At 65.8% G+C, this 23,325-nt stretch carries 19 protein-coding genes and 1 pseudogene; 10 read left to right on the forward strand and 10 right to left on the reverse strand.

The genetic code is table 11. From position 1 onward, the window contains the following. The first annotated feature begins 280 nt into the window (after positions 1-280). Positions 281-415 carry a tyrosine-type recombinase/integrase gene (locus B843_RS14285; protein ID WP_081751531.1) on the forward strand — a complete coding sequence of 45 codons (135 nt, stop codon included), beginning with the start codon at positions 281-283 and terminating at the stop codon, positions 413-415. 485 nt (positions 416-900) lie between these two features. Here B843_RS14285 and B843_RS07360 read toward each other — a convergent pair whose 3' ends face one another. The 8 genes and pseudogenes from B843_RS07360 to B843_RS07395 form a co-directional block, all read right to left on the reverse strand. Further along, on the reverse strand, positions 901-2,532 hold the full coding sequence (locus B843_RS07360) for an ABC-F family ATP-binding cassette domain-containing protein (RefSeq protein ID WP_025252867.1): 1,632 nt from the start codon (positions 2,530-2,532) through the stop codon (positions 901-903). A gap of 81 nt (positions 2,533-2,613) precedes the next feature. Then, on the reverse strand, positions 2,614-3,057 hold the full coding sequence (locus B843_RS07365; RefSeq protein ID WP_025252868.1) for a metal-sulfur cluster assembly factor: 444 nt from the start codon (positions 3,055-3,057) through the stop codon (positions 2,614-2,616). Further along, a complete protein-coding gene (sufU, locus tag B843_RS07370) occupies positions 3,054-3,500 on the reverse strand; it encodes a Fe-S cluster assembly sulfur transfer protein SufU (RefSeq protein WP_025252869.1) in 447 nt (148 codons plus the stop codon). The genes B843_RS07365 and sufU overlap by 4 nt, the downstream gene beginning before the upstream one ends. Positions 3,501-3,503: 3 nt before the next feature. Continuing rightward, positions 3,504-4,784 carry a cysteine desulfurase gene (locus tag B843_RS07375; protein ID WP_025252870.1) on the reverse strand — a complete coding sequence of 427 codons (1,281 nt, stop codon included), beginning with the start codon at positions 4,782-4,784 and terminating at the stop codon, positions 3,504-3,506. 78 nt (positions 4,785-4,862) lie between these two features. Further along, complete coding sequence (gene sufC, locus B843_RS07380; RefSeq protein WP_025252871.1) at positions 4,863-5,621, reverse strand: Fe-S cluster assembly ATPase SufC; 759 nt, start codon at positions 5,619-5,621, stop codon at positions 4,863-4,865. Between the two features lie 26 nt (positions 5,622-5,647). After that, positions 5,648-6,838 (reverse strand): Fe-S cluster assembly protein SufD, encoded by a 1,191-nt coding sequence (sufD, locus tag B843_RS07385; protein WP_025252872.1) that lies wholly within the window; start codon positions 6,836-6,838, stop codon positions 5,648-5,650. A 3-nt stretch (positions 6,839-6,841) separates the two neighbouring features. Continuing rightward, on the reverse strand, positions 6,842-8,296 hold the full coding sequence (gene sufB / locus B843_RS07390; RefSeq protein WP_025252873.1) for a Fe-S cluster assembly protein SufB: 1,455 nt from the start codon (positions 8,294-8,296) through the stop codon (positions 6,842-6,844). Then, positions 8,293-9,035 (reverse strand): annotated as a pseudogene (locus B843_RS07395) (helix-turn-helix transcriptional regulator). Before B843_RS07395 ends, sufB begins: the two are co-directional and overlap by 4 nt. 292 nt (positions 9,036-9,327) lie before the next feature. On the opposite strand from B843_RS07395, the gene mptB reads away from it, so the two are divergent. From mptB to B843_RS07415, 4 genes are all read left to right on the forward strand, one after another. Continuing rightward, positions 9,328-11,082, forward strand: coding sequence for a polyprenol phosphomannose-dependent alpha 1,6 mannosyltransferase MptB (gene mptB / locus B843_RS07400; protein ID WP_025252875.1), 1,755 nt, complete (start codon positions 9,328-9,330; stop codon positions 11,080-11,082). A 59-nt stretch (positions 11,083-11,141) separates the two neighbouring features. Further along, entirely contained in the window at positions 11,142-12,113 is a 972-nt protein-coding gene (locus B843_RS07405; RefSeq protein WP_051483564.1) for an ABC transporter ATP-binding protein, read from the forward strand. Between the two features lie 3 nt (positions 12,114-12,116). Next, a complete protein-coding gene (locus B843_RS07410; RefSeq protein WP_025252877.1) occupies positions 12,117-12,920 on the forward strand; it encodes an ABC transporter permease in 804 nt (267 codons plus the stop codon). A gap of 136 nt (positions 12,921-13,056) precedes the next feature. Further along, on the forward strand, positions 13,057-14,055 hold the full coding sequence (locus B843_RS07415; RefSeq protein ID WP_025252878.1) for a COX15/CtaA family protein: 999 nt from the start codon (positions 13,057-13,059) through the stop codon (positions 14,053-14,055). Positions 14,056-14,179: 124 nt separating this feature from the next. On the opposite strand, the gene B843_RS07420 is transcribed toward B843_RS07415, so the two are convergent. Continuing rightward, positions 14,180-15,112 (reverse strand): heme o synthase, encoded by a 933-nt coding sequence (locus B843_RS07420; protein ID WP_025252879.1) that lies wholly within the window; start codon positions 15,110-15,112, stop codon positions 14,180-14,182. A 624-nt stretch (positions 15,113-15,736) separates the two neighbouring features. Between B843_RS07420 and tkt the strand changes: the two genes are divergently transcribed. From tkt to pgl, 5 genes are all read left to right on the forward strand, one after another. Continuing rightward, positions 15,737-17,830 (forward strand): transketolase, encoded by a 2,094-nt coding sequence (gene tkt, locus B843_RS07425; RefSeq protein WP_025252880.1) that lies wholly within the window; start codon positions 15,737-15,739, stop codon positions 17,828-17,830. Between the two features lie 190 nt (positions 17,831-18,020). Continuing rightward, the gene (tal, locus tag B843_RS07430; RefSeq protein ID WP_025252881.1) at positions 18,021-19,103 is read left to right on the forward strand and encodes a transaldolase; all 1,083 of its coding nucleotides are present in this window, start codon (positions 18,021-18,023) and stop codon (positions 19,101-19,103) included. A 282-nt stretch (positions 19,104-19,385) separates the two neighbouring features. Further along, positions 19,386-20,960, forward strand: a complete 1,575-nt coding sequence (zwf, locus tag B843_RS07435; protein WP_051483565.1) for a glucose-6-phosphate dehydrogenase — start codon at positions 19,386-19,388, stop codon at positions 20,958-20,960. Between the two features lie 54 nt (positions 20,961-21,014). After that, the gene (locus B843_RS07440) at positions 21,015-21,965 is read left to right on the forward strand and encodes a glucose-6-phosphate dehydrogenase assembly protein OpcA (RefSeq protein WP_025252883.1); all 951 of its coding nucleotides are present in this window, start codon (positions 21,015-21,017) and stop codon (positions 21,963-21,965) included. Between the two features lie 121 nt (positions 21,966-22,086). Continuing rightward, the gene (pgl, locus tag B843_RS07445) at positions 22,087-22,776 is read left to right on the forward strand and encodes a 6-phosphogluconolactonase (protein ID WP_034650731.1); all 690 of its coding nucleotides are present in this window, start codon (positions 22,087-22,089) and stop codon (positions 22,774-22,776) included. A gap of 163 nt (positions 22,777-22,939) precedes the next feature. On the opposite strand, the gene secG is transcribed toward pgl, so the two are convergent. Beyond that, the gene (gene secG, locus B843_RS07450) at positions 22,940-23,176 is read right to left on the reverse strand and encodes a preprotein translocase subunit SecG (protein ID WP_025252885.1); all 237 of its coding nucleotides are present in this window, start codon (positions 23,174-23,176) and stop codon (positions 22,940-22,942) included. Positions 23,177-23,325: the final 149 nt, after the last annotated feature.

A 23,325-nucleotide genomic window follows, 5' to 3' on the forward strand; every position in this document is an offset into this window, starting at 1 on the left:
CACCTCCATTGCCGGGTCGTCTGCTAGAGAGCACATGGTGAGGCTGTTCTCCGCCTACAACTACGCGATCAAAAGCGGTATCCTATAACGCAACCCCGTCAAGGTGCCGGCAAAAAGTAGTCAAGCGATCCGGGAGAAGGACATTCCCACAGTCGACGATGTACGGCGAATCGTGTCGCTCATCAACACCGGTAGAGCCTCCTATGAGGCATACTCAGCTCGGCGTGGGAAGCAGAAATAGGTAACACACTGCACGACTCCGCAGCCGGTTCTGGCCTCTATGGTGTCCGCAGCAGTAGGGACGGGGATGCGCAACTCTGAGCTATGCGGGCTCATCGTCTCAGATGTTGATCTAAACGGGCAGGTCATTCACGTCACACAGCAGCTGCATCGGGACGGGAAACACCGGATTTAGCCGAAGACTCAGACGTCGGTGCGTGATGTTCCGATTGCTGATGACTTGGTGCGTGTGCTTTTGCCGCTGGTGGAGGGGAAGGGTGTCAGTGACGGTGGAAAAGTAGCCCATCCGAGAAGAATTGGATGGGTGATTTCCATGGATGATTGGGTGTTTCAGACGTCTCGGGGTACTCCGTATCCTGCTGCGACGTCGAATGCGGAGGTGCGTCGTGCGGCGAGGCATCTTGGCATGCCGTGGATTTTCCACGACTCTAAACATTCCAATGCGTCTTAGTTGATTCTGTATTGGGTGCCAGTGAATGTCAGGCAAAGGATTTTGGTGTATTCGTCGGCGTCGGTGACGTTAGATGTTTATGCGCATATTTGGCCTGCTTCGGATGATGTGACGCGGGCGGCTATTGGTGGGGTGGTGAGTTCTTGCGGGATTTTTGCGGGATTTGTTCCTCTTAAAAGGGCGGTTTAGCTGTGTTTATGCAGGTCAGTTTAGGCCAGCTCCACGATCTCCATATACGAGTCGTTCCACAGGTCCTCGTCGCCATCGGGCAGCACGATGACGCGCTCGGGCTCGAGCGCGCGCACGGCGCCGGGATCGTGGGTGACGAGCACGACGGCTCCCTTGTAGGTGTGCAGGGCCTGGAGGACCTGCTCGCGGGAGACAGGGTCCAAGTTGTTCGTGGGCTCGTCGAGAAGCAGGACGTTGGCGCGGGAGGAGACGAGCGCGGCGAGCGCGAGGCGGGTCTTCTCACCGCCGGAGAGGGTGCCAGCGGGCTGGTCGAGCTGCTCGCCGGAGAACATGAACGCGCCGAGCAGTCCACGCAGGTCCTGCTCGCCCGCCTCGGGGCAGGCCTCGATGGTGTTCTCCCACACCGTCTTGTTCGGGTCGATGGTGTCGTGTTCCTGGGCGAAGTAACCGATCTTCAGGCCGTGGCCGGTGACGATGCCGCCCTCGCCGTCGGTGCGCTCCACGCCAGCGAGAAGCTTGAGCAACGTGGTCTTGCCCGCGCCGTTGAAGCCGAGCACCACCACGCGCGAACCCTTGTCCACGGCTAGGTCCACGCCCGCGAAGACCTCGAGCGAGCCGTACATCTTGGTCAGGCCCTTGGCGAATAGCGGGGTCTTGCCACAGGGGGCGGGCTCGGGGAAGGTGATGTGGGCGACGTGGTCGGCCACGCGCACCTCGTCGAGGCTATTCATCATGCGGTCGGCGCGCGCGATCATCTGCTTCGCCGCGGCCGCCTTCGTGGCCTTGGCGCCGAGGCGGGCGGCCTGCTTGCGCAGGGCGTCGGCCTTCTTCTCGGCGTTGGCACGCTCGCGGCGGCGGCGGGCCTCGTCGGTGGCGCGAGCGTCCTTGTACTTGGCAAAGCCCATGTTGTACACGTCGGCCTCGGCGCGCACGGCGTCGAGGAACCAGACTTTGTTGCACACGGCGTCGAGAAGCTCGACGTCGTGGGAGATCATGATGAGGCCGCCCTCGTGCTTCTTGAGGAAGTCGCGCAGCCACGTGATCGAGTCGGCGTCGAGGTGGTTCGTCGGCTCGTCGAGCAGCAGGGTCGTCTGCGACTTGCCGGAACCGGCCGAGGCGGCGAACAGGATCTGCGCGAGCTCCACGCGGCGGCGCTGGCCACCGGAGAGGGTCTTCAGCGGCTGGTCGAGGATGCGCTCGGGAAGGCCCAGGTTGTCGCAGATCTGAGCACACTCGCTCGCGGCCTCGTATCCGCCAAGCTGGTGGTAGCGCTCCTCCAGGCGGGAGTACTTCTTGATCGCCTGGTTGCGCTTGCGCTCGTCCTCGGTGGTCTCCATAATCTCCTGCTGGCGCTCCATATTGCGCATGATGGAGTCCAGGCCGCGGGCAGAAAGCACGCGATCGCGCGCGGACTGCTCGATGTTGCCCTCGCGGGAGTCCTGCGGCAGGTAGCCGATGTCGCCGGAGCGGGTCACGGATCCGCCGTAGGGCTCGGTCTCCCCCGCCAGGATGCGCATGGTCGTGGTCTTGCCCGCGCCGTTTCGACCAACGAGCCCGATGCGGTCGCCCGGCTGCACGCGAAGGTGCTGGCCAGGGGCATTAAGCAGGGTTCGGGCGCCGACGCGCACTTCAAAGTCGTTGGTCACAATCACGAAGAGCCAGCTTAGCAGATAGGAATTTTCGCTTATCGACGCCCAAAGGTTCCTAGCCGATAGGCGTCGAGAAGCGAAAAACTAGACGGAGAAGCCGATCGCGCGGAGCATCTCGCGGCCCTCTTCGGAGATCATGTGCGGGCCCCACGGCGGCATCCATACCCAGTTGATGGTGAGCTTCTCCGCGATGCCGTTGCCGACGACGGCGGTCTGCGCCTGGTCCTCGAGGACGTCGGTGAGCGGGCAGGCGGGCGAGGTCAGTGTCATGGAGATTTGCGCCTCGTTGCCGTTTTCCATCCAGATGTCGTAGACGAGGCCCAGGTCGACGACGTTGATCCCCAGCTCGGGGTCGATGACGTCGCGCATGTACTCCTCGACCTCGGCGGCCTTCGCGATGTCCGCATCCGTCTGCGGCGGGCGCTCGGGCAGGCCGGCGTCGGCGAGCGAGGACTCGACCGCGGTGCTGTCGGCAGCGGCGGGCTCGGTTGCGCCCTGACCTTCTACCGGGGTGTTTTCTTCACTCATTTTTCCTCCAATGCTTCTGCCGTCGCCGCCTGGAAGGCCTTCCAGCCAAGCAGCGCACACTTCACGCGGGCGGGGTACTTGGCAACGCCCGAGAAAGCGATGCCGTCGCCGATCAGATCCTCGTCGCCCTCGTACTTGCCGCGGGAGGTGATCATCTTCTCGAAGTCCTCGAGCTTGGCCATCGCGTCCTCGACCTTGAGGCCGATGACCTCTTCGGCCATCACCGAGGTCGACGCCTGGCTGATCGAGCAGCCCTCGGCTTCGTAGGACACGTCCTCGACGGTGGATCCGTCGCCGGACAGCTTCACGCGCAGGGTCAGCTCGTCGCCGCAGGACGGGTTGACGTGGTGGACCTCGCAGTCGTGAGGCTCGCGCAGGCCCGCGTGCTGCGGGTTCTTGTAGTGATCGAGGATCACTTCCTGGTACATGGACTCCATGTTCATGGGCTACTCCTCCACTCCCCAAAACTTCTTCGCCTCGACGATGGCCTCCGCCAGCGCGTCGACCTCCGCCAGCGTGTTGTACAGGTAGAAGGACGCGCGGGCCGTCGACTGGGCGTTCAGGCTGCGGTGCACCGGCCACGCGCAGTGGTGGCCGACGCGGATGCACACGCCGTGGTTGTCGAGCAGCTGGCCCAGGTCGTGCGGGTGGATCCCGTCGACGGTGAAGCTCAGCGCGCTGCCGCGGTTCTCGGCGGTGGTCGGGCCGATGATGCGCACGCCCGGGATCGCCTGGAGCTTCTCCAGCGCATAGGCCGTGAGCGCGTGCTCGTGCGCGGCGATGTTCTCCATGCCGACCTCGGACAGGAACTTCACGGCCTCGCCCAAGCCCACGACCTGGCTGGTCATCTGGGTGCCGGCCTCGAAGCGCTGCGGCGGGGCGGCGAAGGTGGTCTTCTCCATGGTGACCACCTCGATCATCGAGCCGCCGGTGAGGAAGGGCGGCAGTTTGTCGAGCAGCTCCGCCTTCCCGTAGAGCGCGCCAACACCGGACGGGCCGCACATCTTGTGCCCGGAAAACGCGGCGAAGTCGACGTCGAGTGCGTGGAAGTCGACCGGCATGTGCGGGACCGACTGACAGGCATCCAACACGATGGTGGCTCCGACCGCGCGGCCGCGCCGCACGAGCTCCTCCACATCGGAGATCGCGCCGGTCACGTTGGACTGATGGGTAAACGCCAAAACCTTGACGGTCTCGTCGAGCTCGAGGGAGTCGAGGTCGATGCGGCCGTCCTCGGTGGCCTTGTACCACTTGAGCGTGGCGCCCGTGCGGCGGCACATCTCCTGCCACGGGACGAGGTTGGCGTGGTGCTCCAGCTCGGTGACCACCACGGTGTCGCCCTCCGTGACCTGAAGCTCGCCCGCGCGATCGTCGCCCAGGGTGTAGGCGACGAGGTTGAGCGCCTCGGTGGCGTTCTTTGTGAACGCAAGCTCGTAGGACTCCGCCCCCACGAAGGCGGCGATGGCCTCGCGGGCGTCCTCGTAGGCGTCGGTGGCCTCCTCCGCCAGCTGGTAGGCGCCGCGGTGGACGGGCGCGTTGGTGTGCAGGACGAAGCGTTCCTCCGCGCGCCAGACGCGCTCCGGGCGCTGCGAGGTCGCGCCCGAGTCGAGGTAGACCAGCGGACGCTCGTCGCGCACGGTGCGTGACAGGATGGGGAACTCGGCACGGATGCGCTCGGAGTCCAGGGTGCCGTCGGCACGCACGTAGGAGTTGGAAAGTTCAGACATACTGTTCGATTCTGCTGCGTATGAGGCTAATGCTCCCCCGCGAAGCGTCGACAAGCACGTGCGTGCGGGGGAGAAATCTTACTTCAGGAAGCGGTCGTAGCCGTGGGCCTCAAGCTCGTCGGCCAGCTCCGGGCCGCCCGAGGTGATGATGTGGCCGTTGGCGAAAACGTGAACGAAGTCGGGCTCGACGTAGTTCAGGATGCGCTTGTAGTGCGTGATCATGAGGATGCCGCCGTCGTTGTTCTCCTGGTAGCGGTTGATGCCCTCGGAGACGATGCGCAGGGCGTCGACGTCGAGGCCGGAGTCGGTCTCGTCCATGACCGCGAACTTGGGCTTGAGCAGCTCGAGCTGGAGGACCTCGTGGCGCTTCTTCTCGCCGCCGGAGAAGCCCTCGTTCACCGAGCGCTCGCCGAAGGCCTTGTCGATGGACAGCGCGTCCTGGGCCCCGCGGACCTCCTTGATCCAATCGCGCAGCTTCGGGGCCTCGCCGCGGACGGCGGTGGCGGCGGAGCGCAGGAAGTTGGACATGGACACGCCGGGGATCTCGGTCGGGTACTGCATGGCCAGGAAGAGGCCAGCGCGGGCGCGCTCGTCGACCTCGAGCTCCAGGATGTTGACACCGTCCAAGAGCACCTCGCCCTCGGTCACCTCGTAGCGCGGGTGGCCGGCCAGGGTGTAGGCGAGGGTGGACTTGCCGGAGCCGTTGGGTCCCATGATGGCGTGAGTCTCGCCGGACTTGATGGTCAGGTTCACGCCCTTGAGGATCTCCTTGGGGGCGGCGTTCTCATCTGTGGGGATGACCTGTGCGTGCAGGTTGCGGATTTCAAGAGTGCTCATGAAAGTACTTTCGGGTTCGTAGCTTTTTAGTTAGTTGCCTGCTGCGCACGCAGGGTTTCCAGTTCGGCGCTGACTCGGTTCTCCAGCTCCTCGCGGATGGACTCCACGGGGATGCGGCCGATGACCTCGGAGAAGAAGCCGCGGACGATGAGGCGGCGGGCCTCCTCTGGCGGGATGCCGCGCGACATGAGGTAGAACTCCTGCTCGTCGTCGAAGCGCCCGACGGTGGCCGCGTGGCCTGCGCCGACGATCTCGCCGGTCTCGATCTCGAGGTTCGGGACCGCGTCCGCGCGGGCGCCCTCGGTGAGCACGAGATTGCGGTTGGCCTCGTAGGTGTCGGTGCCCTGCGCGTCGTGGCGGATGAGCACGTCGCCGACCCACACGGTGTGGGCGTCGGGCTTGTCGGAGCCGGGGATGGCCTGCAGCGCACCCTTGTAGAGCACGTTGGAGCGGCAGTTCGGGACCGAGTGGTCCACGAGCAGGCGCTGCTCGAAGAACTGGCCGTCGTCGGCGAAGTAGACGCCGAGCAGCTCCGCGTCGCCGCCGGGGGCGGTGAACTGCACGCGGGGCACGAGGCGGACGATCTCGCCGCCGAAGACGGCGGTGGTGTGGCGCAGCGTGGCGTCGCGACCGAGCACGGCCTGCTGGCCCGAAAGGTGGACCGCGTCGTCCGCCCAGGAGGCGTCCACGATCACGGTGAGCTTGGCGTTGTGGCCGATCACGAACTCGACGTTGTCCGCGTGGGTGCCGGAGCCGGTGTAACGCAGGTCGACCACGGCGTCCGCCCCGGCCTCGACCTCAATAACGAGGTGGCCGAAGGAGGTAACCCCCTCGCCCCTGCCCTTGACGCTGACGAGGACGGGCTCGGCGTTGACGCTGTCCTTGGCGAAGCTCACGAAGCGCGCCGCCTGGGCGGCGGTGAAGGCTTGGGCCCCGACGCGGTCGATCGGCGCGCCGGTGCGGCCGACGCGCGGGTCATCGAGCGGGAGCACGTCGGTGGTGACTCCCTGGGCCCCCTCCGGGACGGTGATCGTCACGTCCGGCGTGGTGGCCGGGGCGAAGGAGCCGTCGCCGAGGCCGCGCAGGCGGCGAAGCGGCATGAAGCGCCAGACCTCGTCCTTGAAGTGCGGCTCCGCGAAGTCGGCGACATCGAAGGAGCGGAAGAGGTCACCCTTGGTGTTGTGAACGGTCGAGTTCTGCTTGAGTGCGGAGGTCATTGGTTAACCCACCGATCCTTCCATCTGCAGTTCAATGAGGCGGTTGAGCTCGAGGGCGTACTCCATCGGGAGCTCCTTGGCGATTGGCTCGACGAAGCCGCGGACGATCATGGCCATGGCCTCGTCGCCGGCGATTCCTCGCGACTGCAGATAGAACAGCTGCTCCTCCGACACCTGCGAGACGGTGGCCTCGTGGCCAAGCGACACGTGGTCGTTGCGGATGTCGTTGTAGGGGTAGGTGTCCGAGCGGGAGATGTTGTCCACCAGCAGGGCGTCGCACTCGACGTTGGCCGTGGAGTGGTGGGCGTTGTTCATCACCTTCACTTGGCCGCGGTAGGCGGCGCGGCCACCGCCGCGGGCGACGGACTTGGACACGATGCTCGAAGACGTGTGCGGCGCCATGTGCAGCATCTTCGAACCGGTGTCCTGCACCTGGCCCTCGCCGGCGAACGCGAGGGAGAGCACATCACCCTTGGCGTGCTCGCCGACCAGCCAGCACGACGGGTACTTCATGGTGACCTTGGAGCCGATGTTGCCGTCGACCCACTCCATGGTGCCGCCCTCTTCCACCTTGGCGCGCTGGGTGACCAGGTTGTAGACGTTGGTCGACCAGTTCTGGATGGTGGTGTAGCGGCAGCGGCCGCCCTTCTTCACGACGATCTCGATGACGCCCGTGTGCAGGGAGTCGGAGTTGTAGATCGGCGCGGTGCACCCCTCGACGTAGTGGACGTAGGCGTCCTCCTCGACGATGATGAGCGTGCGCTCGAACTGACCCATGTTCTCCGTGTTGATGCGGAAGTAGGCCTGCAGCGGGATGTCCACGTGGACGCCCTTCGGAACGTACACGAAGGAGCCGCCCGACCAGCAGGCGTTGTTGAGCGCGGAGAACTTGTTGTCGCCAGCCGGAATGACGGTGCCGAAGTACTCCTGGAGGATCTCCGGGTACTGCTGGACCGCGGTGTCGGTGTCGACGAAGATCACGCCCTGGGCCTCGAGGTCCTCGCGGATCTTGTGGTAGACCACCTCGGACTCGTACTGGGCGGCCACGCCGGAGACGAGGCGCTTCTTCTCCGCCTCCGGAATGCCCAGCCTGTCGTAGGTGTTCTTGATGTCCTCGGGCAGGTCGTCCCACGTGGTCGCCTGCTTCTCCGTGGAGCGCACGAAGTACTTGATGTTGTCGAAGTCGATGGCGGAGAGGTCCGGACCCCACGTCGGCACGGGCTTCTTATTGAATACCCGAAGAGCCTTCAGGCGGGATTCGAGCATCCATTCCGGCTCGTTCTTCTTGGCCGAGATGTCGCGAACGACGTCCTCGCTGAGGCCGCGGTGGGCTGCCTGTCCAGCGGTATCAGAGTCATGCCAGCCGTATTCGTACGCGCCGATGGACTGGATGATCTCGTCGTCGGTTGCGGGTCCAGAAGGTGCAGCGACACCGGGATTACTCGTCGCCTGAGTCATGAACCGCTCCTTTCTTCGGGAGGTGTGGGTGAGTTTTCACTATCGAGGTGATGGGGATGTTCGTCGTGCAGATGCCGTGCCCGTCCGCGATCGAGGCCAACGGCTGGACGTGGTGGCCCAGCAGGCTGGCGATGACCTCGTGTTCCGCCTCGCAGAGCTCGGGGAACTCCGCCGCCACGCCCGCGATCGGGCAGTGGTGCTGGCAGATCTGGACGCCCTGACCGGCATTGGTGACGGTGGCCGCGTAACCGTTCTTGCTGAACGCGTCTACCACCGCCTGCGCCGCCTTTTCCAGGGACTCTGCATCCTCGTCGCTTGGGGTCTCCACTCCGGACACGATGTCGGCGGCGCGCTTGCGGGCAAACGCCATGACTGCCTCGTCCCCGCCGGTCTCCCGGAGGGTGGACAGCGCCTGCGCCGCCAGCGAGTCGTAGTTGTGGCCGAACTGGCCGCGACCGTGCTCGGTGAGCCGGAAGGATTTGGCCGGTCGACCCCGGGAGCGGTCCCCCGCCGACCTGCGGGCGGGCGCGATCTCCGCGCTGCCCTCATCGACGAGGTTGTCGAGGTGCCTGCGAATTCCGGTGGCGGAAAGACCCAGGATGTGCCCGAGCTCCGTGGCTGACAGCGCGCCCTTCTGGAGCAGCAGCTCCATGATCTGCCTGCGGGTTTCGCCGTCGGTGGACCGGGTATCGCTCAAGCCGTGATGCGTCTGGGACATGTGGGTTCTCACCTCCTGCATTACTACAGTCCTTACACCTTTAGACAACACTAGTGTTCCTTAATTCTATTCCCGCTATCAACCCCCCGTTTGCGCGAGTTTTTCTCCCGCCGGCACACTCTTGCCCGTTTAAACGATGTTCAGCCTGCTCATCACAGGCATCTCGTGGTTGTTTTTGCATTTGCTTTCCGACGCCTTCGGCCCAGGTCCCCGTTTCCAACATGAACGGGCACTGCCCGCCATGGCCGTCGACAAGCAGGCGCGGGCGAGGCGTCGCCCTATTAGAAAGGGCCCCTGTCTAGACTGTCTATTTGTGAAGTATCGTCCGCGGGCCCTGTGGCAGGCCTTAACAAGGGAGCTCCCCCGCCTGGGTCAGGCGGGTTCCCGCAGCGCCCACCTGCACCAGGCGGCCGAGGAGGAGCTGCCGCTCACGCCCGCCCTCCCGCTCGTCGTCTCCGCCACCGGCGTGGACGTCCTCGATGTGACTCACCGAGAGGCCCCCGCCGCGGGATCGGGCGAGCAGCAGGTCAAGCAGCTGAGCTTTACCCAACTGAGGCGGTTCGCCTTTCTGCGCTGGGCGGGCACGCTCGGTGCCTTGCTGCTTGGCCTCGGAGGATTGGGCGGCGGCGCGCTGCCGGTGGTCAACAATCCCTATGGCATGGCCCCGCTCGGCTCGATCATGGGTCGCATGCTGCAGACATCGATGATGCTCTGCTTCCTAGGCGTAGGGCTCCTCGTCGTGGCGTGGCTGGGAATGTCCGCCTTCTGCGGCGTGGTGTTCCGGCACCAGCGCGGCGTCGAGGCCGTGGTCAGCCTGTCGATGCTGCGGCGCACCTTCCTCGCGTGGACCCTCCCGATCCTGCTTTCCGCACCGATGTTCACCCAGGACATCTACTCCTACCTAGCCAACGGCAAGATCTTGCGGCTGGGGCTGGACCCCTATTCCGGCGGCCCCATCGACCTGCTCGGTACGGACGACCCGCTCGCGCGCAGCGTGCCCTTCATCTGGGCGCATTCTTCCTCCCCCTACGGCCCGGTCTCCCTGGGAATCGCCGAGCTCATCAGCGCGGCGACCAACGACCACATCGCCTTCGGCGTCATCGCCCACCGGCTCGTTTCCATCGTGGGCGTGGCACTTGCCGGGTGGGCGATGGTGCGGCTGGCCAGGCGCTGCCGGATCCACCCGCAGGCGGCCGTCTGGCTCGGCATCCTCAACCCGCTGACCCTGCTGCACCTCGTGGCCGGCATCCACAACGAGTCGATCATGCTGGGGCTCGCGCTCGCGGGCTTCGAGCTGGGGCTCCTAGGCTGCGACCGGGTCCGCATGGAGCTTCACCGCAGCGGATTTGCGCTCGTGGCGGCCTCCGGCTTCCTCATTTCCTGCGCGGGCATGGTCAAGGTTTCCGGCTTTATCGGACTGGGCTTCATCGGCGTGGTTCTGGCCCGCAGCCTCCACGCCCGCGGCACGGGGCGCCTGTGGTCGCTTTCGGCCGCGGTCGCGGTGCAGGTGGCAGTCCTCGTGGCCAGCATCGGCGTGGTCACCCTGCTCACGGGCATCGGCCTGGGCTGGGTCACCGGCCAGGGCGGCGCGGCGACCATCCGCAGCTGGATGTCGCTGTCCACCGCGGTCGGCGTCATCGCGGGCTGGTGGTCGATGGTCCTAGGCCTAGGCGATTACACCGACTCGATCCTCTCCTTCACCCGCATGGTGGGCGTGGGCATCGCCGTAGCGTTCATGCTCCGCATGCTGCTGGCCACCTTCTCAGGCAGGATCAACGCCATCGGCGCGCTGGGCGTGTCCACGCTGGTGCTCGTGATCTTCTTTCCCGTCGTCCACCCGTGGTACATCCTGTGGGCGGTCTTCCCGCTCGCGCCGTGGGCGAACCGAATCGTGTTCCGCCTGGCCGTGGTGGTCTACTCGGTCTTCGTCTCCTTCATGGTGCTCCCCCGCGGCATGGGGCTGCCGCCCGGAACCATCTTTTCGGTGTACCTGGGTTCCATCCTTAGTTTCATTGCATTAATCGCCATTGCGCTGTGGATTCTTCGGCGGCGTGGGGTTATGTCCTAGACTATTAGTTCGTGACGCATGAACAGCTACGGTCCGGAGCCACCGGACCCGGTGGGCAGATACCTGCTGATTCTCTTGGAGCCAATCAACAAGCACCGGCCCTGGTAATTAAGAATCTGGTCAAGAAGTACGGTGACAAGACCGCCGTCGGCGGGCTCAACCTCACCGTCAACAGCGGCGAGATCCTCGCCTTCTTGGGGCCCAACGGCGCTGGCAAGACCACCACCATCGAGATCTGCGAGGGATTCACCAAGGCCACCTCCGGCGAGGTGAGCGTCTTGGGCATGAACCCGACCCAGCACCCCGACGAGGTCCGCCGCCGCATCGGCATCATGCTGCAGGGCGGCGGCAGCTACTCCGGCATCAAGGTCGGCGAGATGATCCGGCTGGCCGCCTCCTACAACGAGGACCCGCTCGACCCCGAGTGGCTCATCAAGCTGGTCGCGCTCGAGAACGTGCGCAACACCACCTACCGCCGCCTGTCCGGCGGACAGCAGCAGCGCCTCTCCCTGGCGCTCGCGCTCATCGGCCGCCCCGAGCTCGTCTTCCTCGACGAACCCACCGCGGGCATGGACGCCCAGTCCAGGCTTTTGGTATGGAAGATCATCGAGAAGCTGCGCGAGGACGGGGTCACCGTGGTACTCACGACCCACCTCATGGACGAGGCCCAGGCGCTCGCCGACCGGGTCGCCATCATCGATCACGGCAAGCTGGTGGCCGAGGGCACCATCGACGAGCTGCGCGCCCGGGGCGGCGAGAAGCACAACCTCAACTTCGACACGGCCACCTCGCTCGACTTGGAGGCCGCCTTCGAGCACGACGGCCGCACCGTCCCGGGGCTGAGCTCGCTGGGCGTGGTGGTCCGCCGACCGCTGTCCTACGCCTGCACCGAGCACGCCTCCCCTGCGCTCATCGCCGCTGTCGCGGCCGCCGCCGCGGCCCAGGACGTGACGATCACCAGCCTCGACACCCAAACCCGATCGCTGGAGGATGTCTTCTTGGACATCACCGGCCGGAGTCTACGGAGCTAGACCATGACCAACACGCACACCACGGACTCCACGCTCAACCCGGATGCCTTCCGCTTTGAGCCCGGCACCTTCGCACCCGACCCGCGCCGCGCGCCGGTATCGCGGATGCTCGCCTCCCAGGCCAAGATCGAGGCGACCCTGTTCCTGCGCCACGGCGAGCAGCTGCTTCTCAGCTTCATCATCCCGCTGGGCATGCTCATCGTCATCGCGATCCTGCCGGTCATCAACGACCCGCACCCGCTGCACAAGGGCTTCCCGCTGATGCTCTCCATCGCCGCGATGAGCTCCGGGTTCACCGGCCAGGCCATCTCCTTGGCCTTCGACCGCCGCTACGGCGCGCTCAAGCGCACCGGTGCCTCCGGCGTGCCCACGTGGACGATCATCGTGGGAAAGATCCTGGGCGTGGTCACCGTCAGCATCCTGCAGATCCTCGTGCTCGGCACCACCGCGCTGCTGCTCGGCTGGACCACCACCTTCGGCGGCGCGCTCTTCTGCATCGCCGTGTTCTTCCTCGGCGTCGCCGCCTTCACCTCACTCGGCATGGCGATGGGCGGCACGCTCTCCTCGGAGCTGGTCCTGGGACTTGCCAACCTCATCTGGGTCGCGCTCATCGGCTCGGCCTCGTTCCTGCTCTTCCGGCCGCCGGCCGACCCGAGCTGGCTCTACCAGCTCATCCCCAGCATCTCGCTGTCCGACGGCCTGCTCTACGCCTCAGAGGGCACCTTCCCCGGCCTGCAGCTGCTCATCCTCGCGGGCTGGCTGCTGGCTGGCGTCGGCATCGCCACGAAGTGGTTCAAGTTCACCTAAGCCCCCTTCCCGCGAAGCTTTCTAGCCCGTTCCCACTTAAGTTGGGAGCGGGCTTCCCACTTTCGTGGGATATGCCACGCCCGATCGGGCCTGCGGACACCTGTTTTTGCGCGCTCCTCCACTAGGATTAGGACACGTGACTACTACTCAATCGACTCCCTCACAAGGCGTGCTCGGTCGCTTCGCGCCTACCATCTCCACGCAGAAGAAGCTGGCGCTGGCACTGCTCATCGGCCAGGGCGCCATCACGGTGACCGGCTCGATCGTGCGAGTGACCGGGTCCGGCCTCGGCTGCAACACCTGGCCCAACTGCCACGAGGGATCCCTCGTGCCGGTTGAGGGCGCGGCCCCCTGGATCCACCAGGCCATCGAATTCGGCAACCGCATGCTCACCTTCGTGCTCGTCGCGCTCGCCATCTCCGTCTTCGTGGCCGTGAAGTCCACCCACCGCCGCAAGGAGATCTTCTACCACGCGCTCTTCCAGTGCCTCGGCATCGTGGTGCAGGCCGTCATCGGCGGCATCTCGGTGCTCCTCGATCTGCAGTGGTGGGCCGTGGCGCTGCACTTCCTGCCGTCGATGATCCTCGTCTGGGCCGCGGGTGTGCTGTTCACCCGCATCGGCGAGCCCGACGACGGCACCCGCCGCCCCGCCTTCTCCGGCGCGCTGCGGTCCCTGTCCGTCCTCAGCGCGGCGCTCATGTTCGCGGTGCTGGTCACGGGCACGATGACCACCGGCGCTGGCGTCCACTCCGGCGACTCCGGCGTGGGCATGGACGGCCGCCTCGAGGTCGACATCGCCTGGATGGCACACGTCCACGCCTGGGTCATGTACGCCTACCTCGCGTTCACGATCATCCTCGTCGCGGGCCTCGTCTTCCAGCGCGCGCCGCGCCGCTCGCAGAGCCTCGGCTGGACGCTCATCGCCTTCATCGTCATCCAGGCCGGCGTGGGCATCATGCAGTACCGCCTCGGCGTGCCCAGCTGGTCCGTCCCGATGCACGTGGGCCTGTGCTCCTTCGTCGTCGCCTTCAGCTCCCTGCTGTTTGCCACCGGCATCGAGCGCGTCGGCAAGAACACGTGGGTCACCGGCAGCGAGGCAGGCGACGCCAAGCGCGCCGCACTCACCGCCGCATAAGCACCCTTCCATAGCCCCCGTACCGCGGTACGGGGGCTTCTTGCTTGCCGACGGCCAGAGGTGGGAAGCCGAAGGCGTCGACAAGCAAAAAGCCCGGCACGAGGCCGGGCAAGCGGGGGAAGCTTTAGAAGAAGGTCGTGGTCCAGCCGAAGGCCTCGCCGACGGTCTGCATTCCGAGCACCGCATCGACGGACAGGCCGACGAACAGCAGCGCGAGGTAGTTGTTCGAGAGGATGAACAGCTTGAGCGGCTTGACGTCCTTGCCGTTCTTGATGCCGTTGTGGAGGATGATCGACATGACGAGGAACCAGACGCCGGAGCCCACGGCCACGACCGCGTAGATCCAGCCCGCGGCGGGGATCAGCAGGAAGGTGACGATCACGGTGGCGACGGTGTACCAGACGATCTGGCGGGTGACCTGCTCGGCCGTGCGCACGACCGGCAGCATCGGCACGCCAGCTGCGGCGTAGTCGTCCTTGTACTTCATCGCGAGCGCCCAGGTGTGCGGCGGGGTCCAGAAGAAGATGATGAGGAACAAGACGATGGCCTGCCACCACTGGTGGGGCACGCCCGCGGGCAGGTTGTCGGTGATGACCGCCCAGCCGACGACGACCGGCATGCAGCCGGCCGCGCCGCCCCAGACGATGTTCATGTGCGTGCGGCGCTTGAGAATCTTCGTGTAAATGAAGATATAGAAGAAGATCGTGAGCATGACGAAGCCCGCGGCCAACAGGGAGTGACACAACAGCCACAGCCACAGGAAGCTCAGCACGGTCAGCGTCCACGCGAAGATGGTGGCCTGGCGGTTGGTGACCTTGTGGCGCACGAGCGGGCGGGCGCGGGTGCGGCCCATCTTCTGATCGATGTCGGAGTCCGCGACCATGTTGAAGGTGTTCGCCGCGGCGGCGCCCATCCAGCCGCCGATGAGCGTCAGGATGATGAGCAGGATGTTGGACTTCCCGCGCTCGGCCTGGAGCATCGCCGGAATCGTGGCAACTAGCAGGAGCTCGATCACCCGAGGCTTCGTCAATGCGATATAGGCCTTGATCGTGTCCAAAGGACTTCCTCCAGCAATTCTCAAATACACGCGCCACCGACTTGGTGACACAACCAGCACCGAAGTTGTCGGATGCCGTCGTCTAAAAGTTCCCTCCCCACCTCGAAACCCCTTTCGCCGGGCGCCATCTGGCGAGCTGAGAGAGGGATTTCTATGGGGCAGCTTTACTAAGCCTTACAATGGTAGCCCTTAGATAGGCGGTTGTTGAAACGACACTCCCCCGGTTTACCCTTCCACGCGCATCGATAAATAGATTTCACGTGGATTCTACGAAAGTTGTAGCCGGTAATCGGACTTTCGAAGCGCCCCGGCCCGCCTCGTGGAATGACCATTCGGGCAAATGAAATCGCCTCCGGAACCCAAGCCAACTATTTTCCAGCGTTGCGTCGCAGTTGAGCCCGCGTTTTCCCACGTTGGGCTTGGGTGGCCATAATCTCCGATTTTTTTTGTTCAAGCAATGGCCTCACGCGGGGTGCGGGCGACTACAGTAGAGGAAGCGTCAAAATCGATAACTTTCACGCCCTTATCGGTTTCCGCCCGCGTTGCCTCTTTACATGTCGGCCGGTTTCCGTATGGTGAACGCTGTAGATCCCAGGATCCCTATTTTCTAAAAGGACGGATTTCGTGACTTTGTCTCCTGAGCTTCAGGCTCTTACCGCTCGTACCTACCCCTCCGATTGGACCGACACCGACACCCTAGCCGTGGACACCGTCCGTATCCTCGCCGCCGATGCCGTGCAGAAGTGTGGATCCGGCCACCCGGGCACCGCGATGTCCCTCGCGCCCCTGGCCTACACGCTGTTCCAGCGCGTGATGAACCTCGACCCGGCCGACACCGAGTGGGCGGGCCGCGACCGCTTCGTCCTTTCCTGCGGCCACTCCTCGCTGACCCAGTACATCCAGCTGTACCTGGGCGGGTTCGGCCTCGAGCTCGATGACCTGAAGGCCCTGCGCACCTGGGGTTCGCTTACCCCCGGCCACCCGGAGTACCGCCACACCAAGGGTGTGGAGATCACCACCGGCCCGCTGGGCCAAGGCCTGGCCTCCGCGGTGGGCATGGCGATGGCCTCCCGCCGCGAGCGCGCCCTGTTCGACCCGGAGGCACCGGCTGGCACCTCGCCCTTCGACCACTACATCTACGTCATCGCCTCCGACGGCGACCTCCAGGAGGGTGTGACCTCCGAGGCCTGCTCGCTGGCGGGCACCCAGGAGCTGGGCAACCTGATCGTCTTCTGGGACGACAACCACATCTCCATCGAGGAAGATACCAACATCGCCTTCAACGAGAAGGTCGTCGACCGCTACAAGGCCTACGGCTGGCAGGTCCTCGAGATCGAGGGCGGCGAGGACGTCACCGCCTTCGAGGCCGCCGTCGCCGAGGCGAAGAAGGACACCACCCGCCCGACCTTCATCCGTGTCCGCACCATCATCGGCTACCCGGCCCCGACCATGATGAACACCGGCGCCGTCCACGGCGCCGCCCTCGGCGAGGCCGAGGTGGCCGCCACCAAGAAGGAGCTGGGCTTCGACCCGGAGCAGCACTTCTTCGTCGCCGATGAGGTCATCGAGCACACCCGCAAGCTCACCGAGCGCGGCGCCGCCAAGCACGCCGAGTGGCAGAAGTCCTTCGACGCGTGGGCCGCCGCCAACCCGGAAAACCTCGCGCTGTTCGAGCGCCTGCGCACCCGCACCCTCCCCGAAGGCTTCGACGCCGAGCTGCCCACCTGGGACGCCGACCCGAAGGGTATTGCCACCCGCAAGGCGTCCGAGGCCACCCTCCAGGCGCTGGGCAAGACCCTGCCGGAGCTGTGGGGCGGCTCCGCCGACCTCGCCGGCTCCAACAACACCGTGATCAAGGGCTCGCCGTCGTTCGGCCCGGCCTCCATCACCACCGACACCTGGACCACCGAGCCGGGCGGCCGCAACCTGCACTTCGGCATCCGCGAGCACGCCATGGGCTCGATCATCAACGGCATCGCCCTGCACGGCGGCACCCGCGCCTACGGCGGCACCTTCCTCATCTTCTCCGACTACATGCGCCCGGCCGTGCGCCTGGCCGCGCTCATGGGCACCGACGCCTACTACGTCTGGACCCACGACTCCATTGGCCTCGGCGAGGACGGCCCGACCCACCAGCCGGTCGAGCAGCTGGCCACCCTGCGCGCCATCCCGGGCGTGTCCATGCTCCGCCCCGCCGACGCCAACGAGGCCGCCGCCGCCTGGCGCGCGGCCCTCCTCTACAAGGAGGGCCCGAAGGGCTTGGCCCTCACCCGCCAGAACGTGCCGGTGCTCGAGGGCACCAAGGAGAAGGCGCTAGACGGCGTCGTCCGCGGCGCCTACGTGCTGGTCGAGGGCTCCAAGGAGACCCCGGACGTGATCCTCATGGGCACCGGCTCCGAGGTCCAGCTGGCCGTCGAGGCGGCAAAGCAGCTGGAGTCCGAGGGCATCGCCGCCCGCGTCGTCTCCGTCCCGTGCCTCGACTGGTTCGAGGAGCAGGACGCCGAGTACCAGGAGTCCGTCCTGCCGTCCGAGGTTACCGCCCGCGTCTCCGTCGAGGCCGGCATCGCCATGCCGTGGTACCGCCACCTCGGTTCCAAGGGCCGCGCGGTCTCACTCGAGCACTTCGGCGCCTCCGCCCCGTACCAGAAGCTGTTCGAGGAGTTCGGCATCACCGCCGACGCCGTCGTCGCAGCCGCCCACGAGAGCCTGGGTGCGTAAGCACCCGACCTCGTCGGCAATTTCACCAAGGGCTGTGTCCTCGCCAGTACGTCTCGTCCCCAACGCACGTACACTCGTAGGGTGCAGCCCTTGGGGCTTTTCTTTCCCCGCGCGTGCGTGCCCACCGTAGGCGTCGATAAGCGAGAAGCAAGCAAAGCCCCGACAAGCCATCGAATGTGAAAGAAGAATAATGAACGCCATTGACACTCTCTCCCAGGCTGGCACCTCCACCTGGCTGGACGATCTCTCCCGCGAGCGAATCACCAGCGGAAACCTGAAGGAGCTGCTGACCACCAAGTCGATCGTCGGCGTGACCACCAACCCCGCCATCTTCGCCGGGGCGATGAGCAAGGGCACCGCCTACGACGCGCAGATCGCCGAGCTCAAGGCCGCCGGTGCCACCGCCGACCAGGCCGTGTACGCGATGAGCATCGACGACGTGCGAGACGCCTGCGACATCCTCGCCGACACCTACGCCGCGACCGGCGGCGCCGACGGCCGCGTCTCCATCGAGGTCGACCCGCGCATCTCCGCCGACCGCGATGCCACCATCGCGCAGGCCCGCGAGCTGTGGGGCAAGGTCGACCGCCCGAACGTCATGATCAAGATCCCGGCCACCCCGGGCTCGCTTCCGGCGATCTCCGACGCCTTGGCCGAGGGCATTAGCGTCAACGTCACCCTCATCTTCTCCGTCGCCCGCTACCGCGAGGTCATCGCCGCCTATATCGACGGCATCAACCGCGCCGCGGAGGCAGGCCTCGACGTGTCCAAGATCTTCTCCGTCGCCTCCTTCTTCGTCTCCCGCCTCGACACCGAGGTGGACAAGCGCCTCGAGGCCATCGGCTCCGAGGAGGCCCTCGCGCTGCGCGGCAAGGCCGGCGTGGCCAACGCCCAGCGCGCCTACGCCGTCTTCCAGAAGCTTTTCGACGCCGCCGAGCTGCCCGCTGGCGCGAACGTCCAGCGCCCGCTGTGGGCGTCGACGGGCGTAAAGAACTCGGAGTACTCCCCGACCCTGTACGTTACCGAGCTGGCTGGCCCGAACACCGTCAACACGATGCCGGAGGGCACCATCGACGCCGTGCTCGCCGCCGATGACGTGCGCGGGGACACCCTCACCGGCGCGGGCGAGGCCGCCGAGGAGCTGTTCAAGCAGCTGGTCGCCGTGGGCATCGACTTCGAGGACGTCTTCGAGGTTCTCGAGCGCGAGGGCGTGGAGAAGTTCGTCGCCGCCTGGGAGGAGCTCCTCGACAAGATGGCCGCCCGCCTGAGCTAGGAGGCAACCCGGACTGGTGCTCCCCGGAGAATGAAACCCGGGAGCGGTACGCGTCGGCAAGCGTCAGCGCGCCGACGGCACAGAAAACGCCGGGAACTGGCGAAGACGCTGCGTGTCGTGCCCTCATTGTTTGGCGCGGCACGCCTCTTTCGCTATTCAAGGGCCCGTGTGAGATTGTGTTGAATCGGACAAAAACAGGCAGGATCTCACACAGCCGAACGCAGATGGGTAAGATTCAAGGACGTGAACGAAGCAGTGACTAACACCAATCCCTTCGAGGGCCTGATCACCCCCTCCGACTACGAGGACGATCAGAAACGTTCGGGAAAGCGCGACACGTGGAGCAACCCGCTGCGCGACAAGGCGGACAAGCGCCTGCCCCGCATCGCCGGGCCCTCCGGCATGGTGATCTTCGGCGTCACCGGCGACCTCGCGCGAAAGAAGCTGCTCCCGGCGATTTACGACCTCGCCAACCGCGGCCTTTTGCCCGCGGGGTTCACGCTCGTCGGCTACGGCCGCCGCGACTGGTCCAAGTCGAACTTCGAGGACTACGTCATCAAGGCGGTGAAGGCGGGCGCGCGCACCGACTTCCGCCAGAACGTCTGGGAGCGCCTCGCCGAGGGCATGCACTTCGTCACCGGTAATTTCGACGACGACCAGGCCTTCGACAACCTGGCGAACCGGCTCTCCGAGCTCGACGAGGAGCGCGGCACCGCCGGAAACTGGGCGTTCTACCTCTCCGTTCCGCCGGATTACTTCTCCGACGTCTGCCACCAGCTCCAGCGCTCCGGCATGGCCGAGGGACCGGGCAACTCCTGGCGCCGCGTCATCATCGAGAAGCCCTTCGGGCACGACCTCGAGTCCGCCAAGCGGCTCAACAACCTCATCAACTCCGTCTTCCCGGAGAAGTCGGTGTTCCGCATCGACCACTACTTGGGCAAGGAGACGGTGCAGAACATCCTGGCGCTGCGATTTGCCAACCAGCTGTTCGACCCGCTGTGGAACTCCCACTACGTCGACCACGTGCAGATCACGATGGCCGAGGATATCGGCCTCGGCGGGCGCGCGGGCTACTACGATGGCATCGGCGCCGCCCGCGACGTGATCCAGAACCACCTGATCCAGCTCCTGGCGCTCGTGGCCATGGAGGAGCCGATCGACTTCACCCCCGAGGAGCTCCAGGCGGAGAAGATCAAGGTCCTGCGAGCAACCACCCCGGTGCAGCCGTTCTCCCGCACCACCGCCCGCGGGCAGTACTCCTCGGGCTGGCAGGGCTCGGAGTACGTCCCCGGCCTGCGCGAGGAGGAGGGCTTCGACCCGAAGTCGACCACCGAGACCTACGCGGCCTGCACGCTCATGATCAACTCCCGACGCTGGGCGGGCGTGCCCTTCTACCTGCGCACCGGCAAGCGCCTTGGGCGCCGCGTGACCGAGATCGCGCTCGTTTTCAAGGACGCGCCGCACCAGCCCTTCGACGCCGGTTCCCGCCACGCCCAGGGCCAGAACGTGGTGGTCATCCGCGTGCAGCCCGACGAGGGCATGCTCATGCGCTTCGGATCCAAGGTGCCGGGCTCGGCGATGGAGGTGCGCGACGTCAACATGGACTTCTCCTACTCGGAGGCATTCACCGAGGAATCTCCGGAGGCCTACGAGCGCCTCATCCTGGACGCGCTCCTCGACGAGGCCAGCCTCTTCCCCACCAACGAAGAGGTCGAGCTGAGCTGGAAGATCCTCGACCCGATCCTCGACTACTGGGCGAAGTCCGGGCAGCCCGAGGAGTACCCTTCGGGAACTTGGGGCCCGGAGTCCGCCGACCGCATGCTTGCCCGCGAGTCCCGCGTCTGGCGCCGCCCCTAGCGGTTCCTGGTCTACTGACATGGCCGAATTCATCTCACGTTCAAGGACTAAACCATGATTTTCGAACTGCCTGACTCCAGCACCAGGGACATCGCCAAGACGCTGGTCCGCATCCGCGACACCGGCGGCCAGGTGACCACGAGCCGCGTGCTCTCGCTCATCGTGATCGCCCGCAAGGAGGACGACGTCGAGGCGGTCATCCGCGCCACCAACGAGGCCTCCCGCGAGCACCCCTCGCGCGTCATCGTGCTCATCCAGGGCGACCCGACCGTCCCCTCCTCGCGCCTCGACGCCGAGGTGCGCATCGGCGGCGACGCCGGGGCCTCCGAGCTCATCCTCATCAATCTCGACGGCGAGGTGGCCAACAACCTGGTCCACGTGGTCACCCCGCTGCTGCTGCCGGACACGCCCATCGTGACGTGGTGGGCGTATGCCGCGCCGGTCGATCCCTCGAGCGATCCCATGGGGATCATCGCCCAGCGCCGGATCACCGATTCGCTGTTCGATCCGCCGCAGGACGCCCTCTACAACCGGCGCAACCACTACGTTCCGGGCGACAGCGACATCGCTTGGGCACGCCTTACCCCGTGGCGCGGCGTGCTCGCCTCCACGCTCGACCAGCCGCCGCACGAGATGGTGCAGGAGGTCCGCGTCGTGGGGCCGCAGGACTCCCCCAGCGTCGACCTCGCGGCGGGCTGGCTCATCGACCGGCTAGGCGTTCCGGTCTCCCGGCTGGTCGACGAACACGCACAGGCCTGCGATGCGGACACCATTCCGGTCAACCGCGTCGAGCTCGACCGCCCCTCCGGCACCGTGGTGCTTGAGGTCCTGCCCGACCAGGACACCCTTTCGGTCACCTTCCCAGGCAAGGAGGTCGCCTTGGTGGCCATCTCGCGCCGCAGCACCTCCGACTGCCTGGCCGAGGAGCTGCGCCACCTCGACCCGGACGTGGCCTACCAGCGCGCGCTCAGCGGATTGGCCCACGTGGACTACCCGCAGGGCTAAGTTCCCCAGCACGGCCTTCCCTCGGCGCCCCGAGGGATAGGTGCGTTACACTAGTGTGAGTCCAAAACCCTATCGATCGCTCACCAAGGAGTATGTCGTGGAAGTTGTACCCCAACCCGATATGGAAGCCGTGGCCGACGAGGCCGCTAAACGCTTTGCCAAGGTCATGAGGAAGGTGTCCAAGCGCGGCGGCGTCACCGGCGACGGAATCGCCCGCGTCGTGCTCACCGGCGGCGGCGCTGGCATCCTCATGCTGCGCAAGCTGCGCGACCTTGATATCGACTGGGAACGAGTCCACGTCTTCTTCGGCGACGAGCGCAACGTGCCCGTCTCCGATCCGGAGTCCAACGAGGGGCAGGCGCGCGAGGCACTGCTCGAGCACGTGGACATCCCGGAGGCCAACATCCACGGCTACGGGCTCGGCGGCGTGGACATGAACGCCGCTGCCGAGAACTACGAGTCGGTGCTCGCCGACTTCGCACCGCGCGGCTTCGACCTGCACCTTTTGGGCATGGGCGGCGAGGGGCACATCAACTCGATCTTCCCCGACTCCGCGGCGGTGAAGGAGACCACCAAGAAGGTCGTGGCGGTCACGGACTCCCCCAAGCCCCCGGCCGAGCGCGTGTCGCTGACCCTGCCGGCCGTCAATTCCTCGGCCCGGGTCTGGCTGCTCGTGGCTGGCGCCGCGAAGGCGGATGCGGCCAAGGCCATCGTCGACCGCAAGCCGGCCGTCGACTGGCCCGCCGCGGGCGCCGAAGGCACCAAGGAGACCCTCCTCATCGTGGACGAGGAAGCGGCCTCCAAGCTCTAGGCTCCCGGCTCTTAATTTAGGCGCCTGCGCGATGTCGTGGGCGTCTCTTGCATGCGGTTCTTCTGGGCCCCCAAAGACCAGACTCGACGATCCTTGAAAATGGATCACAACGCCAAATGGGGCGGCACCACAGAGGTGCCGCCCCGCTTTCTAGTTCGAAGAGCTAGTTGCCGTAGGCCTGGATCAGGTTGAGGCCCACGATGCAGGCAATCCAGATGATGCCGGTGAAGATGGTCACGCGGTCCAGGTTCTTCTCCACCACGGTGGAGCCGGACAGGTTGGACTGCACGCCGCCACCGAACAGGGAGGACAGTCCGCCGCCCTTGCCGCGGTGCAGGAGCACGAACAGGGTCATGATCACGCAGGAGATAAGCAGGATGATTTCCAGCGCCAGTGCCATAAATTTCCCTTAACTAAAACAGATCGCCCGCCGGAGCCGCGGTGGCCCCGGGGAGAAAACGAATACGATGCATGCGGCGGCTGGGAGCCGCCTCCACACGGGTGGGCGCTCCGCCACGAGGGCGGGCCGCCCGACATGCGAGAGTCGAA

This window comes from Corynebacterium vitaeruminis DSM 20294, assembly GCF_000550805.1.
GTDB classification, from domain to species: Bacteria; Actinomycetota; Actinomycetes; order Mycobacteriales; family Mycobacteriaceae; genus Corynebacterium; species Corynebacterium vitaeruminis.